The sequence below is a fragment of the Pseudoalteromonas sp. GABNS16E genome (assembly GCF_028598715.1).
Lineage (GTDB): Bacteria > Pseudomonadota > Gammaproteobacteria > Enterobacterales > Alteromonadaceae > Pseudoalteromonas > Pseudoalteromonas atlantica.
Map to the genome: position 1 here is coordinate 105,108 of NZ_JAQREZ010000001.1, position 14,674 is coordinate 119,781.

The following is a 14,674-nucleotide window of genomic DNA, read 5'->3' on the forward strand; positions in this document are numbered from 1 at the left end:
CCACGTTGTCGCTTTTTACGTACAACTAAATTTAGGTGGTTTATGGCTCATTATAAAGTGTTGCGCCTAATTTTAGGTGATCAACTTAATGCTTCGCATTCGTGGTTTAAAGAAAAAGAGCCTGATACGCTTTATTTAATTGCCGAGTTAAAACAAGAAACCAATTACGTTAAGCACCATGTGCAAAAGTTATGTGCTTTTTTTTATGCGATGGAGCGTTTTGCTACAGCTTTACAAAGCGCGGATTACAGCACACTTCACCTTACCCTAGATGATACCCACCAAGACAAAACCTTACCTGATTTACTCACGCGCATAGCTAAACAGTATCGTTGCAGTGAAATACATTATCAATACCCTGATGAATTTCGTCTCAAAGCACAGCTAAGTAAATTTAAAAAAGAGTCTGGTTTTCGCGTTAAAGCCTATGACACTGAGCATTTTATGCTGCCATTTGAACGTATTAACGAGCGGTTTGAAAAAAACAAACATGTGACTATGGAGCACTTTTATCGTGCTATGCGCAAGCAATACACTATTCTTATGGACGGGAGTAGCCCGCAAGGAGGTCAATGGAACTTTGATAGTAATAACAGAAACAAATTTAAAAAAGCAGATTTAAACGCTATCCCCCCGCCAAAATTATTTAATAACGATGTAAGCTCTATCATTAGCAGACTTAAAAAACATAACGTAAATTACTTTGGTGAAATAAATCCTCAGCAGCTGCCATGGCCGCTCACTCGCAAACAAGCCAAAACGTGTTTAGAGTATTTTTGTACCCACCTGCTAAAAAATTTCGGCCAGTTTCAAGATGCAATGACCGACCAAGTTACAAATAACGCCAGCTTGTACCATAGCCGTTTATCATTTGCTTTAAACGCCAAGTTAATCCACCCGCTGTACGTTATTAGGCGTGTAATTGACGAATTTAATGCTCACCCCGACACAATTTCGATTTCTCAAGTAGAGGGCTTTGTTAGGCAAATCCTAGGTTGGCGTGAATATGTTCGCTGTATATATTGGACAAACATGCCCGACTATGCACAAAAAAACCAATTACAGGCCAACCAGTCGTTACCAGGGTACTTTTGGCAGGGTAATGTAAAAATGAACTGTTTAAGCCATGCATTAACGCAGAGCTTAGACACCGCATACGCTCATCATATTCAAAGATTAATGATCATTGGTAATTTTTGCTTATTAACAGGCATCGACCCTAATAAAGTCGACCAGTGGTATTTAGGGGTTTATATTGATGCCATTGAATGGGTTGAAATGCCTAACACCCGTGGCATGAGCCAATTTGCAGATGATGCCATTATTGCCACTAAACCTTATGCAGCCAGTGGTAATTACATCAATAAAATGAGCGATTACTGCAAAAACTGTCATTATGATGTTAAGCAAAAAGTAGGTGAGAAGGCGTGTCCTTACAACAGCTTATATTGGCAATTTATGGATAAACACCGCGCATTACTTGAAAAAAACCCACGCATTGGCATGGTTTATAGAAACTGGGATAAACAAACGCCCCAACTTCAACAGCAGACCTTAGCCCAAGCAAATTATTATTTAACGCATATAAACGAGTTATAAAAACGAAAAAGCCGCCTCAGTTGAGGCGGCTACAATCAGGGAAAATGTTTATTAGCGATTATTTACCTTCGATTAGGTTTCCACCGCCAATTTCAATTTTACGAGGTTTAAGTGCTTCTGGGATTTCGCGCTCCAGGTCAATGCTAAGCAGACCGTTGGCTAAATCGGCACCGAGTACTTTTACATGATCCCCAAGTTGAAACTTACGCTCAAAGTTACGTTCAGCAATACCTTGATGAATAAACTTGCGCTCTTCATTTTCATCTTTGTTTGGTTTAGTGCCTGCAACTTTTAAAGTGTTGTTCTCTGACTCAATGGTCAGTTCATTTTCACTAAAACCAGCAACGGCCATAGTGATTCTGTATTTGTCTTTATCTAGTGCTTCGATATTATAAGGAGGAAAGCTAGGCTGCTTGTCTGTACGAGCTGCCGCATCCATTAAAGATGCTAAATGATCAAAGCCGATGAATGAACGATAAAGTGGTGATAAGTCTACTGTACGCATAATAATATCCTCATATTTAAGCGATATAATGTTGTTACTTTTCGTTTGAACAAGTACAACATAATTAAATTAATAATATAAATTTCAATAACTTCTGTATTTTTTTGGGACCCATCAGGCGTCCTCACTAAACTATTTATGGGCAGTAAAATAGTTTTCAAGTAATTAAATTAAAAAAAGTGAAAAAAATAAAAAAGGGCACAAAAATGTGCCCTCTTCGTATATTCATCAAATTACTCAATACACGTTACTTAATAAAAGTACCGCGAATTGGGTAGTCGTTTTCGCGTGAAAATTTAATACCGCCTAGCAGCTGTTTAAGGCTTGGGCGAACAAATGGACTATTTGATTTATCAAGCATCTGTACTTGGTTGTCTTCGTTTAAAACAATAATACAAGGCTCAGCAAAAGGGTGATCTGTTTCAGCATCACTGCGCGGTTCACTAATGTATAAGCCTAAATCAGTCATTTGCTCAATGGTTAAATTGTAATAAAGAGGGAAATTTACGTCTATTTTTTCAAGATGCTTTTTAAGCTGCTCTTCGCTATCGCCACTTACTGCTACGACTTCTACACCTGCGCTGGCAAAATCGTCATGCATTGTTGCAAGCTCGTTGAGTTGCTCGGTACATTTAGGGCAATGCTGGCCTCTGTACACCACTATCATTTTCCAAGGTTTGTCGCTTACGCGGTCAACTAAATTCACGTCATTGTTATCTAAATCGCTTACCACTAAAGGCTGCATTACACTCGCTGGCTGTAAATTAACGTTACTCATTGTGATCTCCTTTTACTATTAAACTTAGGGTGTAGTAATAGAGCTTAGGGTATCTTTGTTTATTTCAACCATGAAAATGTAACTGAGAACGAAATGACAGGCGACTCGCTTTTATTAAGTAGCCTTGTTTAATGTGATTAGGAGAATTATAAGCTGTAAGCAGAATAATAAAATGTTAGATAAAACAGGGACCTTGCTCTTTTTAAGTAGCATTAGCACAGAATAAACACCAAGAAGATGTGAGTAAGAAACGTAAAGCTAACTCCAACCTTTTATTTTTCTGTAAATAGTCGAGGCGCTTACGCCTAAATAGGCCGCAGCAAGTGGAATGTTATCATCGCATACAGCTATTGCCGACTCTATTGCCCTTTTTTCAACCTGCCAAAGGGGCTCTATGTCGTGTACGCCCATAAGCGAGTTAGTTTGTATTTGCTCTGCAGATTGAGACGAGCTGGTATTTTTGATTGGAATAGCAGAATTAACACCAAATGAGCTTGGCAACATATCTAACTCAACTACGTCACCCTCGTTGATAACAACGATATTTTCGATAACATTTTGCAGCTCACGGATATTACCTGGCCAATCGTAGTTACAAAAAAGGTTTTCAACTTCTTTTGAAAAGCGATGGAATAACTTAGCGTTACTTTCACTTTTTTGCTTTAAAATCTGCTTTGCAAGCAACATTATATCGCCAGCTCGCTCGCGTAGCGGAGGTAACTTTACAGGAATAACATTAAGCCTATAGTATAAATCTTCTCTAAAACGCCCTTCGGCAACTTCAACTACAGGGCTTCTATTTGTTGCACACACTAGCCTTACATTACTGTGTAAAACCTCGCTACTACCTACCCGATTAAACGCACCCGTTTGTAAAAAACGCAATAACTTAGCCTGTAGGTTGAGCTCCATTTCACACAGCTCATCTAAAAATAAAGTACCACCGTTTGCAACTTCTACAGCCCCTTCCTGTCACTTAGCGCTCCGCTAAAGGCCCCTTTTACATGGCCAAAAAACTCTGACTCAAATAACTCTCCTGGAATAGCAGCACAGTTAATTGCAATAAATGGCCCTTCACTTCGTGGGCTAGTGTCGTGCAAAGTTTGCGCGCACACCTCTTTACCTGTGCCACTCTCACCTGTAATAAAAACACATGCTTTGCTTCGCGCTGCACTATCTAAAAGCCTAAACACCGTTTGCATTGCTAACGATTCACCAATAAACCCAGAAGTGTTTTGCGCTTTTTGTTCTTGAATTTTAACTGCAGGAGGTGCTTTTTGCGAAAGCGCGCTATCTACGGCGCTCACTAAGCGCTGGCCTGAAAACGGTTTTTCTAAAAAATCAAAACCACCTAAACGCATTGCCTCTACTGCAACATCAATAGAGCTATTTGAGGTGATCATGACTACGTTAGCGGGCTTTTCTTGCTTTTTAACAAACTGCAGCACTTCTAAGCCACTAATATCGGGTAAACAAACATCTTGGACAATGACATCAGGCATCATCTCTTTTATACCTACCAAGGCAGAGTAGCCATCGGTAAAGTGTTTACATTCGTGCCCTGCTTGCTCTAATTGACTCGCATAAAAAGCCCCGCTTGCAATGCTGTCTTCTACTATATAAACCAGTGATTTTTTTTGAGAATCGTTCATGGCAGAGCCTTTTAAGTAATATTATTAGCAATAACTTGGTATGCAGCGTGGGTTTTTTCTAGATTATGTTGAACGATCTGAGCAGCGTGAATATTTTCATCAATGGTGACGGGGGGTAATCATGTAATTGACTGGCAAGGGCTGCCAAAGTTAATGCGCCATATAGCGCCGCAGAATTTTTAAGTACGTGCATTATATCTTTAATATTATCTTCACCTTGCTCATCAATTGCATTTTTAAGACGAACTCGCATTTCTTCTAATTCATTAATAAATAAGTTTACCAGCCTTACTAAAGTGAGTGAGCCAACATCTTGCTCTAATTGCGCTAGCACATGAGCTTGAGTGATGGTGTTATCAATATATTCTTCAGGTATTGGCATATTAGGCCTTTATTTATTATTGTGATACAAAGCTTTTATACTTTTAGAGTAAGTCGTTTTTCGCATTTTGCAAATCTAAACATTAAGTTAAGTGTACATTTTTACCCATGTCGCCGTATTATTAGCTAAACTACATGGTCTTCCGAGTAAGTAACCTTGTGCTACATCACACCCTAGCTGCTCTAATATTTGTAATTGCTCGCGCTGTTCAATCCCCTCAGCAATGGTTTCTAACCCGAGTCTTTGCGCCATAGCAATAATTGCACTACACAGAGTAAAGTCTTCATTGTTCGTTGTAATGCCACTTATAAAGCTGCGATCTATTTTTAGCCCATCAATATTAAACTGCCTTAAAAGGCCTAAAGATGCATAGCCCGTTCCAAAATCGTCTAGCCAAATTTTTACCCCTTCTTTATGAAAATGCTCAAATGTTTTAGCAATACGCTGCGGACTTTTTATTAATGCTGTTTCTGTTAATTCTACTTTTATGGCTGCGGGGTCTATTTGATACTTGTCAAGTAAGCTCATTACTTTAGAAAACACATCCCCTTCAATAATTTGTACCGGCGAAATATTCAATGAAATAGTTATATCATTCATACCTATTTTTCTCATTTGGCTTAAATCGCTTAGGGTTTGCTTAAAAATCCAATCACCTAAATCTAAAATCATACCTGACTGTTCTACATGCGGAATAAATTCATCTGGGCCAACAACACCATAGCGTGAAGATTCGCAGCGCACTAATGATTCAAAGCCAACTAATTGCCCACTTGTTAAAGATACAAGCGGCTGGTACACCATATTAAAACAATGGTTTTTCATTGCATGAGCCATAATTTGCTCAAGATCATGCCAGCGTGCAATGTTGACCGTATTGATAGGCTCTAAACTTTTAAAAGCATTCATAAATTTCTCCACAAATAAGGGCTCACCGTAAGCTTGTTACATAAATTGCAAATTACAGACCAAAACGAGCCGTCAAAAACAAAAAATAAATATATAAAATTCAATTGGTTAAAGTCGGGTTGTTAGTCTAAAATTATTGATATATATATTTGCATTTTGCAAATCACACTGACACGCAAGCTGATTTAAAGTGGGAGCAGGAGTAAGCGATGGTTTGGGTATAAAGTGGCTTTAAAAATAAAAAGGCTGACCTAATTGCTTAGAGTCAGCCGAAATAAATACTAAAGGAGAAGTATTGTTTAGTTGTTTAAACCTTGTGTGCCTGATTGGGCAGATTGCTCATCTATGTTTTGAGCGTAGTTTAATGTGTTGCTTTCAATAGTGGCATTATCTAAATCACTATTGCTAAATTTATTGGTGAACATCTCGGTATTACCTTTATTAACAGGTTCAATAGTAACGGTGCCTCGCAGTGCTGTTGCACCAACAATAACAGCTGCAACAACAATAATAGACAGCACCATCAACTCTAGAGTAAGAACAAAAGACATTTTTTTGGTTGCTGTTTAACTTTAGTATTAGTTTGCATAATGGACACCCTTAAAATTTATTTAACTACTTAGCAAATTTATATCAATGATAACTTCGCTCTACTTGGTGTTTATATCGCGAAAGCCATGCCAAAATAAATTTAATGATGATGAAAAATTTAAGTCCTTATAAATCAATGGGTAAATGAATTACCTTGATAGGGATAATAAAAAATAGCTGAGCGGATATTTGCATTATGAGATTTCAATTTCATTTTGATTTGCAAAATGCAAACCAATTTAAAAATAACCATTAAGAACCAACCTACACAACCCAATCAATTAAAAAGGATTAGTATTTAAGCATTATTTACAGTTTTGCTTAATACATTAAGGCTTTTTAGGCAGTAAAAGTAATTGACTACGCATTACTCAATCGCCACCGCTTTTTTGAGAAAACAGTCAACTTTAACCTTTTGAGGTTAAATTTTTGCTAAACCCACTATTTATGTTTATTTACTTAACAAATTAAAAATTTAATCGCAAATACCTTAAGGCCATCTATAACTATTTACCTAAAAGCACGGTTGCATTGCTTGTTACTTTAATAACGACCAAATTTCGTTAATGCGCTCTAACTTAGAGTGTTTAGCATCATTAAGTTTTGGTAAGTATTGATTTAAGAGCAAATTGAGTTTTTCGCTAATAATTGGTTTAGCTAAATAGTCATTCATTCCTGCTTTAATAAAACGCTCTTTATCTCCATGAATCGCATTCGCTGTTAACGCTATAATAGGGGTGACAATAGCTAACTCTCTGATTTTTTTAGTGGCAGAAATACCGTCTAAAATTGGCATTTGAATATCCATAAATATTAAATCTATTGTTTGCGTTTTAACTTTTTCAATCGCCTCTTGCCCATTACTGGCTATTTTAACTAAGCACCCTTGCTGCTCTAAAAATTGCTGAATCACAATTTGGTTATTTTTATTGTCTTCAACCACAAGTACGTGCGTACCTTTGAATGGCTGAGCATTAATAGTGGTTGTGTTTAGTGTAGTTTCTTTTTTATTAGTAAAAATAATATCAAGATGAAAAAGCTCTTCCTCAAGCGCAGCAATCGCTCTGGGTAAATGCGAAGGCTTAAAAGGCCCATTAAACATCAACATACCAGAGCTCGGCGCCTCTGTTTTTTGGTTTTTACCCAGTAGGTCTATGAGTAATAAACACGGTGTATTTAGGCTCTTGTAACTTTTTAAAAATTGTTGCGCTGCGTCTAAATCGGCTTTATTAATGGTAACAATAGCGTCGGACGTATTGATACTGTCTAGCTTTTCGATGTTTTCAAGGCGTGAAAAATCTATCGAATGGCGAGTAAGCATATGCTCTATCGCCGTGTTTAATTGCAAGTTTTTACTAATCACACACACATAGGGCTTTTTAGTTCTGGCTGAAAAGCCTTCTCTTTGCACCTGCTCGCTTGTATCTATTAATAAAGGGTAATTCACAATAAACTCACTCCCTTTACCAAACTGCGAGTTAACAGTAATGCTGCCCCCTGCAGCATCACATATTTGCTTACATATGGCTAAACCTAAGCCACTGCCGCCATATTCCCGAGTGATAGAGTTATCCGATTGTATAAACGGCTTAAACATACTCTCGAGCTTGTTTTGCGCAATGCCTATTCCTGTATCTTTAAAGCTAAGCTGCAACGTAAATTTATTATTTTCAAACTCAACACACTGTGCTGTCACTATAAGTGAACCCTTTTGAGTAAACTTAATGGCATTTGAGAGTAAATTTATTGCAATTTGTCTAATACGACCATGATCGCCCACCACCTGCGCAGGAACATCAGGGTGCAGATCAAAAATAAGTTCGAGGCCTTTTTGCACGGCGCTTTCACTTACAATATCAATAGCCTCTTCTAAGCAAATATCGAGGCTAAATGGCTGATTATCTATTGAGATTGCTTGCGCTTCAAAGCGTGAGTAGGTCAGCACGTCATCTAAAATACTCAATAATGCATCTGAACTTGTTTTAATCATTTGGGTGTAACGTTTTTGATCTGTTGTAAGCCCAGTGTCGTGTAAGATATCTGCACAGCCAATCACTGCATTTAAAGGTGTGCGTATTTCATGGCTTATATTGGCCATAAAGCGACTTTTAGACTCAGCCAACGATTCAGCCTGGTGCTTAGCATCTAAGAGTATTTGTTCAGCTATCACACGTTCTTGAATATCAACCACGGTCGCCGCTATAGACGTTAAGTGTGTGCCATTAAATGAGGTAATGGGTGTGAGGGTCATTTCAACCCAATTTGGCTCATTAAGCGCGTTGGTTAACCTAATATCCAAACGTTTAACTTCTCGATTGCCACTACTGTAGCCTGTAAGAGCTGTGTTTAGCTTTTCCACATCCTCACCCATTACAAAATTAGCAATGGGTAAGCCAAGGTGTTTATTTATGTCTGTTTGGAAAAAATCTTGCCATGCTTTGTTCATAAACAATAACCCGCCCTGCGCATCTAACCTCAATACAATATCAGGGATGTTATCGACCACAAAGTGGTAGTTATATTCTATTTCAGCCATGGCTTGTTCAGCTTTTACACGCTGGGTAATGTTGGTTTCTATGGCTATAAAATGCTTAACATTACCGTAATCATCTTTTACAGGGGTAGCATCAATAGCAACCCAGTATTCGTTTTTATTTTTATCATAATTAACGGTTTCTATTTGAAAAGGCTCGGCATTTTTAATCGCTTTAGCCATTAACTGGCGCGACTCTAGGCTTGTTTTAGGCCCTTGCAACAGTTTACCGGGGCTAAGCCCGATGACTTCTTCACATTTATAACTAGTAAGCGTTTCAAAGCTTTTATTAACCCATTCTATTTTGCCAAATCGGTCGGTAATTATAACTAAATTATTGGTGTGGCTTGCCACTAAAGAAAGTCGCTTAGCGTACTCTTGTTGCTGGGTGAGTAAATATTGGTAGTCTTTATGTCGTTGAATGTCATGCAACGAACCAATAAACCCGCCGCTATCGTCGCAAGCCAAGCGCATTTCAAACCAGTTAGTAAGGCCGTCATTATTTTTTACTTGCAGCTCTATACTGGCACTAAAAACGCCTTCAAAAATAGACTCAATATACGCTGACAGCTTTAACGAGTCTTTGGTCTCTAACAGTGATGTGATTTTTTTACCTATGAGCATGGCCGGCGTAAAACCCAACTTATTAAGCCATGCTTCGTTCACGTAGCTAAACACTAAATGTTTATCACATTCAAATACACATTCATCAAGTAAGGCAAGTAACTTAGTTTGCCTGCGGGTGTTTGCAGAAAGCTGCTCTATTAGCGCGTAATGAACTTGTACTTGTAGCTCGTCTTTTTCTTCCATATGCGCCTCATTCATTTACTAGTTCTGTGTGGCTGCACACCTTGGCATAAAGCGGAAAAACCTCTTCACAGTAAAATGATTGCTCAAACGGCGTTCTGCTTGATGTGCAGTCATTAAGTACCGTCACATTAAAGCCAAGCTCTACCGCAGAACGCGCGGTAGAGTCAATACAAATAGAGGTCACCGTGCCTGCTAAAACAATGTTATTGATGCCATTTTTATTAAGCACATTTGCAAGCTCTGTATGAGTAAACGCATTTAACCCGCGTTTACCGGGTATTTGCATAATACGTTTGCCATATTTATCAAACACTTTAATGCCTTGAGCACCATAAGAGTCGGCTTTAAAAGCCCCTACTTCGGCAATCACTTTTAAAATACCAATTGGGTTTTTAAGCTCGCTATAATCTTGTGTAAAGTGAATAGGCGTACTGAGCACTAATGCAAATTTATCTATGTATTTGTCAAGCAGCGCTAACGTGTTATTTACCACGCCGGTTACTCTTGATGACTCTTCAACCACTTGGTATAAAATGCCATCAGGCGAAAAGTAATCATTTTGAAAACCAATGAGCAGCAAAGCTGTTTTTGATAAATCGTTCATAACGTCCTCCTAAACGGGCCTTTAGGCAGCTTGCCAAGGCTTAATAAACTCTTATAATACAGCTTTTGTTACCGGTTTTTGAAGATAGTGCGTCACCCCTTTTTCGAACAACTGAGCAATTTGCTGCTCCTCAGTAATGCCCGTTAAAATAACTTTTGGCGTGTTGTCGTTTGGGGTGTTTTGTTTAATGAGCTGCTGAGCCACATCACTGCCAAACATACCTGGCATACGCTCATCTAACAGCAGTAAATCGAAAGGTTCTTGCTGGGCAATAAGTAAGGCACTTGAGCCATTTTCTGCACAGGTTACTGCGCAGCCAAGCATTTCAAGCATGACTTTGGTCGCCACTTGGCTTGGCAAGCTGTCATCAGCAACCAATACAGATAATTTGCTGTGGGTATTTAAATTATTAACCGCATTTACTAAGTCAGTATCAAAAAACGGCCACGCCAATACAGGTTGAGAAATAGCGTGATGGCTTTGCAGCTCACTGAGCGCATCAAATGCGCAAATTTTTATACTCTGAGACGCCCCATTATTTAAAAAATCACTCGCAAGTTGCTCTGCAGATAGGTGACGCGCATCTTCAATTTTTAAAGCGTTGGTGTGGTTGCTGTCGGCGACTTTTAAACCATAGTTTTGCGCACTTAAATTAACTAGGTAATGAATGCTTTGCTCTAAGTCGTCTTTACTATTGGCTGCGCTAATAAACTCTTTGTTTGTATCTACCGATGAAATTGGCTCACGAGTTGCAGGTAAACCGTGTATATCAATGGTGTGCATTTCAGGATTCGAATCTACCCAGTAATTTAAATTAATACCCTGTAAATTGGCCTCTACTGTTAGCACAAAATGGCTTTTAGCGGCTTTTAGCGAAGGTAAAATAAACGCTTCACACTGGATAATCATTTGCTCAGGAGACACCTGTAAACAAATATAATTACACTGTAATTTGTTGATGAGTGTAATTGCCACATTTGTGTTATCTGCTTTGCAAAAGCGGGCAATTACCCCTTGAATAATTTCTAAAACATGGCTGTTATTACTCATCATCGTTCCTAATAAGAATGGCTCTGTAGTTAAATATCAATTTACATGCCACTTGCAGCGTCTTTACTAATACGATGAATTCATTAGATTTAAAAATTACACAACCTTTGCATAAATGCGCTTTTGCAAATTGCAATTCAAAATGCATGGCAAATGAGTAATTAAGCGAGTTAACAGTAAAACAGAATTAACCAATCGATTTTTTGCGCTTTAAATTATTAATTAATCGTTTAATATGAACCCAACTAAATTGAGGAGAGTATTATGCTTACAGTAATTTTTGGCCGCGAAGGCTGCCCATTTTGTGTACGTGCTAAAGATGTTGCCGAGCAACTATCAAATGAGCGTGATGATTTTAAGTTTCGTTACATCGATATTATCAAAGAAGGCATTAGCAAAGCGGATTTAGAAAAGTCTGCAGGAAAACCATGCCCAACTGTGCCACAAATTTTTGTAGATCAAACTCACATTGGTGGATTTACTGAATTTGAAGCTTACGCAAAAGAAAATCTAGGCCTATATAAATAACGCTTTGTATATAGCTTGTTAACCAGCTTAAAAAATCAAATATTTAACCTGGTTAAATTTCGACCAACATCAACCACATACAAATTAGTTGTAATTTATACAAGCAATTGCCTCGTATTTCCTATACAATGCGCGCCTCTTTAAATTCGTTGAGGCGTATTAATGTCAGAACCAGTCACGTTTGAATCTCTAAATCTTTCTCCTGCAATTTTAAAGGCAGTTGAAGAGTTGGGTTACAAGACACCATCTGAAATCCAAGCTCAATGTATACCGTTATTGCTAGAAAGAAAGGACGTACTGGGACTAGCACAAACGGGTACAGGTAAAACTGCAGCATTTGCACTGCCGTTACTAAACAATATTGACCCGTCTGTGAAACAGCCACAGATCCTTGTACTCACACCAACACGTGAGCTTGCGATCCAAGTTGCTGAGGCATTTGAACAATATGCAAAAGGTACTCGTGGTGTTGAAGTATTAGCACTGTACGGTGGCCAAAGCTACAGCATTCAATTAAGCGCACTTCGTCGTGGCGCACAAATTATTGTTGCTACTCCGGGTCGATTAATCGATCACATAAACCGTGGCACTATCAAGTTTGATGCTTTACAAGCACTTGTACTTGATGAAGCCGATGAAATGTTACGTATGGGCTTTATCGATGATGTTGAAAACATCATGGAAAAAACACCGCGCGAAAAGCAAACATGTCTTTTCTCTGCGACCATGCCTAAGCAAATTCAAAACATCAGCAGCAAATATATGAATAACCCTGAACAGGTTCATATATCTGCGCGTAACTCAACTGTATCATCTGTTGAGCAAGTGTTTTGGAATGCACACGTACATAAAAACAAAGCCATTGTTCGTTTCTTAGAAGCAGAGCAATACGAAGGTGCTATTGTTTTCGTACGTACACGTAACGACACTGTGCAACTTGCTGAGTTACTAGAGCGCGAAGGTTTCTCTGCTGCGCCACTTAATGGTGACATGAACCAGCAAGCACGTGAACGCACGGTAGATCGCTTAAAAAGCGGTATGCTAAACGTTGTTATAGCAACAGACGTAGCAGCACGTGGTCTTGATGTAGACCGTTTAAGCTTAGTTATCAACTACGATATTCCACAAGACTCAGAAGCCTACGTTCACCGTATCGGCCGTACAGGTCGTGCTGGTCGTACTGGTAAAGCAATTTTATTTGTTAAGCATAACGAACGTTATTTACTTAAAAATATTATTCGCCATACTAAGTCTGAAATTGCACAGGTTGAGCTACCTACAGCTAAAGTAGTTGAAGAAAAACGTATTAATGCGTTAAAAGAAAAGCTTACGCTTGCTCTTGAAAACAAAGACATTACGTTCTTCAATGAAGTTGCTGCTAGCATGGCACAAAAACTAGACTTATCTTTAGAAGACCTAGCGGGTGCATTACTGTGTTTAGCACAGCAACAGTCGCCAATTAAAGTTGAAGAAGTTAAGATTCAACCTCGCAACGAGCGTAATACACGTAACGAGCGTGGCGATCGTAATGACCGTCGTCGTAACGAACGTGGTGACCGCCCTGAGCGTAAACCTCGCGAGCGTAACAGCCGCGATGCAGGCCCTATGGATACTTACCGTATCGAAGTGGGTCGTGAGCACGGTGTACAGGTTAAAAACATTGTTGGCGCGATTGCTAACGAAGCTGATATCTCAAGCAAGTTTATTGGTGACATTCGTCTACACGACAGTCACAGTACGGTTCAATTACCGCAAAACATGCCTAAAGATGTACTTGATCATTTCCAAAAAGTGTTTATTTGTAAACGCCCAATGGGTATGACACTAACACAAGATCAAGGCCCAGCTGAGCCACGTGGTGAACGCGCTGAGCGCCCAAGTGGTGATAAAAAGCGTAGCTTTAACAAAGACAACCAACGCGGTGATAAGCGTGGCGGTCCTCGTAAAGAACGTCGCCCTGTGAGCTTCACATCTAACTAAGCTTTATAGCTTACGTTATTAAAAACCTTGCCACGAAAGTGCCAAGGTTTTTTTGTTTTAAAGCCACTGCTTTTGTAAAAAATAAAAATTCTGTAAACTAAGAAAAAACTATAATTCACGGATGAATTAAAATTGAAAAAATATTATGACAACTTGCTCTTTGCAGCAATAATAAGCTTTCCAATACTGAGCATTGCCATGCTTATGTTAATGGGTTTTACCGATCCGCCATTTATCGAAAATAAAATTTATGAGGCTATTTTTTATATAGCGCTGCCTATTTTTTGCGGGGCATCATTTATCTATCTCCATGTACTTGTAATCAAAAAATATAGACGTTGCAGTGACTATAGAGAGCACCTTAAAGATAGCTTTTCAGATACAAAAATGAAGTTATCATTAATCTTCATCTACCCATTACTCCCTTTGTTAATCTATGCAACTCTCTATTTTTTACTCTCAGCCCCCATTGAGTTATGGGCTTACTACACGCAAGGCGATTATTGGTATAAGGAATATATCCTCACTGATGTACAAGAATGTGGGTCTGATTATGAAGATAGTTGTACTCGTTTATACTTTAAAGACCCTACAACTAACAAAACGCACGACTTTAGATGGTACGACGATAAGTCTACAATAATGAATAACAAAAACGATTATGTGTATATTGTTGGTGAGGCGAGTTTATTTGGCTATATAGTGAGAGAATTAGAAAGGTAATTAACACTACTTTTTACATTGCTGCATTTT

The 14,674-nt window shown here is 38.6% G+C and carries 13 protein-coding genes and 1 pseudogene; 4 read left to right on the plus strand and 10 right to left on the minus strand.

What is annotated here, in order from left to right; all coding sequences use genetic code 11:
- Positions 1-42: 42 nt before the first annotated feature.
- Entirely contained in the window at positions 43-1,599 is a 1,557-nt protein-coding gene (locus PSI06_RS00465) for a cryptochrome/photolyase family protein (RefSeq protein WP_273602922.1), read from the plus strand.
- A gap of 58 nt (positions 1,600-1,657) precedes the next feature.
- On the opposite strand, the gene PSI06_RS00470 is transcribed toward PSI06_RS00465, so the two are convergent.
- From PSI06_RS00470 to PSI06_RS00510, 10 genes and pseudogenes are all read right to left on the minus strand, one after another.
- Positions 1,658-2,104: an Hsp20 family protein gene (locus PSI06_RS00470; protein ID WP_004585880.1), complete on the minus strand. Its 447-nt coding sequence runs from the start codon at positions 2,102-2,104 to the stop codon at positions 1,658-1,660.
- A 247-nt stretch (positions 2,105-2,351) separates the two neighbouring features.
- Positions 2,352-2,882, minus strand: a complete 531-nt coding sequence (locus tag PSI06_RS00475) for a peroxiredoxin-like family protein (RefSeq protein WP_064386792.1) — start codon at positions 2,880-2,882, stop codon at positions 2,352-2,354.
- Positions 2,883-3,140: 258 nt separating this feature from the next.
- Positions 3,141-3,569: a helix-turn-helix domain-containing protein gene (locus PSI06_RS21445; protein ID WP_353936432.1), complete on the minus strand. Its 429-nt coding sequence runs from the start codon at positions 3,567-3,569 to the stop codon at positions 3,141-3,143.
- Between the two features lie 38 nt (positions 3,570-3,607).
- A pseudogene (locus tag PSI06_RS21450) lies at positions 3,608-4,534 on the minus strand (sigma-54-dependent transcriptional regulator); the annotation flags it as partial.
- Positions 4,535-4,592: 58 nt separating this feature from the next.
- A complete protein-coding gene (locus PSI06_RS00485) occupies positions 4,593-4,916 on the minus strand; it encodes an Hpt domain-containing protein (protein ID WP_273602921.1) in 324 nt (107 codons plus the stop codon).
- 87 nt (positions 4,917-5,003) lie between these two features.
- On the minus strand, positions 5,004-5,825 hold the full coding sequence (locus tag PSI06_RS00490; protein ID WP_273602920.1) for a putative bifunctional diguanylate cyclase/phosphodiesterase: 822 nt from the start codon (positions 5,823-5,825) through the stop codon (positions 5,004-5,006).
- A gap of 299 nt (positions 5,826-6,124) precedes the next feature.
- Positions 6,125-6,376 carry a hypothetical protein gene (locus PSI06_RS00495; protein WP_273602919.1) on the minus strand — a complete coding sequence of 84 codons (252 nt, stop codon included), beginning with the start codon at positions 6,374-6,376 and terminating at the stop codon, positions 6,125-6,127.
- Between the two features lie 578 nt (positions 6,377-6,954).
- On the minus strand, positions 6,955-9,774 hold the full coding sequence (locus tag PSI06_RS00500; protein ID WP_273604967.1) for a PAS domain-containing protein: 2,820 nt from the start codon (positions 9,772-9,774) through the stop codon (positions 6,955-6,957).
- Positions 9,767-10,363, minus strand: a complete 597-nt coding sequence (locus PSI06_RS00505; protein ID WP_273602917.1) for a cysteine hydrolase family protein — start codon at positions 10,361-10,363, stop codon at positions 9,767-9,769. The genes PSI06_RS00500 and PSI06_RS00505 overlap by 8 nt, the downstream gene beginning before the upstream one ends.
- 51 nt (positions 10,364-10,414) lie before the next feature.
- Entirely contained in the window at positions 10,415-11,416 is a 1,002-nt protein-coding gene (locus PSI06_RS00510) for a response regulator (RefSeq protein ID WP_273602916.1), read from the minus strand.
- Positions 11,417-11,677: 261 nt separating this feature from the next.
- Here PSI06_RS00510 and PSI06_RS00515 point away from each other — a divergent pair, with 261 nt between their 5' ends.
- The 3 genes from PSI06_RS00515 to PSI06_RS00525 all read left to right on the plus strand — a co-directional run bounded on the left by PSI06_RS00515 (position 11,678) and on the right by PSI06_RS00525 (position 14,644).
- Positions 11,678-11,941, plus strand: a complete 264-nt coding sequence (locus PSI06_RS00515; RefSeq protein WP_004587283.1) for a GrxA family glutaredoxin — start codon at positions 11,678-11,680, stop codon at positions 11,939-11,941.
- A 162-nt stretch (positions 11,942-12,103) separates the two neighbouring features.
- Entirely contained in the window at positions 12,104-13,921 is a 1,818-nt protein-coding gene (locus PSI06_RS00520; protein WP_004587284.1) for a DEAD/DEAH box helicase, read from the plus strand.
- Positions 13,922-14,308: 387 nt separating this feature from the next.
- Positions 14,309-14,644 (plus strand): hypothetical protein, encoded by a 336-nt coding sequence (locus PSI06_RS00525; protein WP_248531111.1) that lies wholly within the window; start codon positions 14,309-14,311, stop codon positions 14,642-14,644.
- The last annotated feature ends 30 nt before the right edge of the window (positions 14,645-14,674 follow it).